This is a genomic window from Desulfovibrio sp. 1214_IL3152 (assembly GCF_036763055.1).
Lineage (GTDB): Bacteria > Desulfobacterota > Desulfovibrionia > Desulfovibrionales > Desulfovibrionaceae > Desulfovibrio.
Genome location: NZ_JBAIYW010000619.1, coordinates 1 through 3,619, shown reverse-complemented (window position 1 = coordinate 3,619; position 3,619 = coordinate 1). Strand labels below are relative to the sequence as shown.

The 3,619-nt window shown below is 59.2% G+C and carries 4 protein-coding genes; 3 read left to right on the top strand and 1 reads right to left on the bottom strand.

Features of this window, described 5'->3' with window-relative positions:
• Positions 1–109: 109 nt before the first annotated feature.
• On the bottom strand, positions 110–778 hold the full coding sequence (locus tag V6C07_RS12965; protein WP_333536893.1) for a TIGR00730 family Rossman fold protein: 669 nt from the start codon (positions 776–778) through the stop codon (positions 110–112).
• A gap of 441 nt (positions 779–1,219) precedes the next feature.
• Here V6C07_RS12965 and V6C07_RS12960 point away from each other — a divergent pair, with 441 nt between their 5' ends.
• From V6C07_RS12960 to V6C07_RS12950, 3 genes are all read left to right on the top strand, one after another.
• The gene (locus tag V6C07_RS12960; RefSeq protein ID WP_333536894.1) at positions 1,220–2,830 is read left to right on the top strand and encodes an MBL fold metallo-hydrolase; all 1,611 of its coding nucleotides are present in this window, start codon (positions 1,220–1,222) and stop codon (positions 2,828–2,830) included.
• A 15-nt stretch (positions 2,831–2,845) separates the two neighbouring features.
• On the top strand, positions 2,846–3,397 hold the full coding sequence (gene rsmD, locus V6C07_RS12955; protein WP_333536892.1) for a 16S rRNA (guanine(966)-N(2))-methyltransferase RsmD: 552 nt from the start codon (positions 2,846–2,848) through the stop codon (positions 3,395–3,397).
• Positions 3,394–3,619: adenylyltransferase/cytidyltransferase family protein (locus V6C07_RS12950; RefSeq protein WP_333536891.1), on the top strand; the 226-nt coding region annotated here is incomplete at its 3' end. The genes rsmD and V6C07_RS12950, both read left to right, overlap by 4 nt.

Sequence of the window (3,619 nt, the reverse complement as noted above, 5' to 3'; positions counted from 1 at the left end):
GCAGGCACAGGCCCCGCAGGCGCAAAGGCGCGAAATCCCCCACCCCGGGGGCGAGACCCGCCGGGGAAGGGGAAAAGAGCGTCCGGCATGTCACGCCACATACGGCATCCTAAAGGATGACAATCTTGCGCAGATGGTTGACCACTTCTTCCGGCGTATCGCACACGGTGATAAGCCGGTCTATTTCCTTTTCATTGATAAAGCCGCGTCCGGCCATGTTTTTACGCAGCCATTCCACCATGCCGCTCCAGAAGCTGGAATCGTACAGCACTATGGGGAAGGGGCGCGTGCGGCCGGTCTGGGCCAGAACAAAAGCTTCGGAGAGCTCGTCAATGGTTCCCATGCCGCCGGGCATGACCACATAGGCCATGGCGTACTTGACGAACATGAACTTGCGGATGAAGAAATAACGAAAATTACAGCGGGTTTTAACATACTGGTTGCAACCCTGCTCGTGCGGCAGGTGGATGTGCAGGCCCACAGACTCGCCCCCGGCCTCGGTGGCGCCCTTGTTGGCCGCTTCCATAACGCCGGGGCCGCCGCCGGTGATGATGCCGAAACCGGCCTCTACCAGAAGTTTCGCAATTTTTTCCGTATCCTTGTATTCCTGCGTTTCGGCGGTGCTGCGGGCAGAGCCGAAAATGGAAATGCAGTTGACCTTGAGGGCATTGAGGATGTCCAGGGCTTCTACCATTTCGGCCATGATGCGGAAGGTACGCCAGGATTCGGTGGTCACGGAGGCAAGATCGTCTACGATATTCTGCTGCAGTTCAGGCATGGATACTCCTTTTGTATCTTCCATTATTCCGGGCAGCGGGTTTATCCGGCCTTGTTGCCGGCTCGCGGCCAGGTCGCAAACGTATGAATGTATCCTGCCGCCCGCGGGCGGCAGGAGTGTAATCAGGGTCGCAGTATATGTGGCCCGGTACGTAAAGGCAATGCGAAGCTTTAGCGCAATGGGCCGCGCGGTCAGGCGGGCAACTTGACGCTACGCGCCCCAAGCGGCTATGGAAAAAAGTCCTGTGCGGCTTTTCGCAACACAGGGCCGCGCCGAAGGCGTTTACCGTCTGCGCCCAAGCACACCGGGCCGCACACAGCCGGAACGCAGCGCCATGCTTGAAAACAGCGTTGCCAAGGCGGAAAAACGGACGCGCAAAAGACCGCCTGCCGCCTCGGTAATCCGGCGGCCTTTTGCCGCCAACTCTTACCGGAGGCCATGATGAAGGTCCAATTTCTGGGCGCGGCGCAAACCGTGACCGGTTCCTGCTACATGATTGAGGCATGCGGCAAGCGTTTCTGCATTGACTGCGGCATGCATCAGGGCAACAAGGCCATTGACGCCCGCAACCGCGAAACAGAAGTCTACCGGCCCACGGATATCGACTTCATGCTTATTACCCACGCGCATATAGACCATTCGGGCCTTCTGCCCCGGATTGTGCGCGAGGGTTTTCATAATCCCGTATACTGCACCAAGGCCACCAGCGAACTGCTGGACCTCATGCTGCAGGACAGCGCCCACATCCAGGAAATGGAAGCCCAGTGGGAAGCCAAAAAATACATGCGCCGGGGCCTGAAAAATCCCCCCGCCGCCCTCTACACCGTGGAGGACGCGCAAAAAGCCGTGTCGCTCTTTTCTCCTGTGGACTACCACAAGACATTTGAGCCTGCGCCGGGCATCCGCGTCACCTATTATGATGCCGGGCATATTCTCGGCTCCGGTTCGGTACGCCTTGAGGCCGATGAAGACGGCAAGACCACAAGTCTCATCTTTTCCGGCGACATCGGCCGCCCGCAGGCCCTCATTGTGCGCAGCCCCGAAAGCCCGCCGCAGGCCGACTATGTTTTTATGGAGTCCACCTACGGCGACCGCGACCATAAAAACGAAGAAAGCAGCGACCAGGAACTGGCCGAAGCCATTGCCTACAGCTACGGCAAAGGCGAAAAAGTCATCATTCCGGCCTTTGCCGTGGAGCGCACCCAGGAGGTGCTGTACTGCCTGCACACCCTGAGCAAGCAGGGCAAGCTGCCCGAAGACATGCCCGTATATGTGGACAGCCCCCTGGCTATCCGCGCCACCGAAGTTTTTGAGCGCAACCGCGAGCTTTTTGACGATGCCGCCCAAAAGCTGCTCAACAACGGCGACAATCCCTTTGCGCTGCCCAACCTGCGCTACACCCTGTCCGTGGCGGACTCCCAGGCCATCAACGACTACAAGGGGCCGGCCATTGTCATTTCCGCCAGCGGCATGTGCAATGCGGGCCGTGTGCGCCATCACCTGCGCCATAATATCTGGAAGCCCGGCGCGAGCATCGTTTTTGTGGGCTATCAGGCCGTTGGCACGCCCGGCCGTAAAATTGTTGAAAAGGCCAAAAAAATAACCCTGTTTGGTGAAGACATGGATGTGGCTGCCCGCATTTTCACCATTAACGGCTTTTCCGGCCATGCCGGGCAAAGCCAGCTTCTGGACTGGCTGGCCCCCCTGACCCACAACTGCGCCCAGATAGTGCTGACCCACGGCGAAATCAAGGCGCAGGAAACGCTGGCCGGGCTTATCCATCAGCGGTTTGGCCTCAAGCCGCGCATTGCCGCCTATCTTGAAGAAATGGTGCTGGACGGCTGCGAGGTTACGGCCACCGTCACCCACGAAACCAAGGCCCATCCCAGGGTGGACTGGGGCTTTCTTACCAGCGAAGTGGAACGCAAGTGGGACATGTTCAAAGGCAAGCTGGCCGATGTGGAAGCCCGCCCCTGGGTGGAACAGACCGATTTGCAGGAAGCTCTGGAAAAAATGGACTATGCTCTCACGCGCCTCATTTCGCGCATGTAGGAGAATGGAAACATCATGCGCATCATAGCGGGCCGCCTTGGCGGCCGTATTCTGAAAACTGTTGAGGGCGAAGGCTATCGCCCCGCCATGGGCAGAACCCGCGAAGCCCTCTTTTCAATGCTCGTCGCCCGTGGGCTGGTATGGTCCACGGTACGGGTGCTGGACCTTTTTGCCGGCAGCGGCAGCCTGGCCCTTGAATCCATCAGCCGGGGCGCTCCGCATGCCCTGCTGGTGGAAAATTCAACCGCAGCCATGCGCTGCCTTCAGGCCAATGTGGAAAACCTCGGCGTGCAGTTCGAGGCAGGGCTTGTGAAAGACGATGTGCTCAAAGTGCTCAAGCGGCCGCCGCAGGAGCCGTACAACCTTGTTTTTATGGACCCGCCCTATCGCAAAAAACTGGCGGAACCGGCCTTGCGCCTTCTGGCGGCCCATCGCTGGCTTGCGCCCGGAGCCTTTGTGACGGCGGAGATTGAAAAGGAGGCGCGCTTTGCCGTGCCCCAGGGTTTTACCCTGGAAACCGACAGGCTGCTGGGCCAGACCCGCGTCTGCATCTGGATAGCATCATGAGAATAGCCATGTATCCCGGCACATTCGACCCGCTGACCAATGGTCATCTCAGCCTTATCCGGCGCGGGTGCGAAGTTTTTGACCAGATTATCGTGGCCGTGGCCGACAATACGCCCAAACGCCCCCTGTTCAGCCACGAAGAGCGCGTGAACATGGCCCGCGAGGCCCTCAAGGACGAACCGCGCGCCTGTGTGGAGCCGTTCTCGGGCCTGACCGTGGAAT

Coding starts and splice junctions, on each gene's coding strand:
- V6C07_RS12960 (WP_333536894.1), top strand. CDS start 1,220: ATGAAGGTCCAATTTCTGGGCGCGGCGCAAACCGTGACCGGTTCCTGC.
- V6C07_RS12965 (WP_333536893.1), bottom strand. CDS start 778: ATGCCTGAACTGCAGCAGAATATCGTAGACGATCTTGCCTCCGTGACC.
- rsmD (WP_333536892.1), top strand. CDS start 2,846: ATGCGCATCATAGCGGGCCGCCTTGGCGGCCGTATTCTGAAAACTGTT.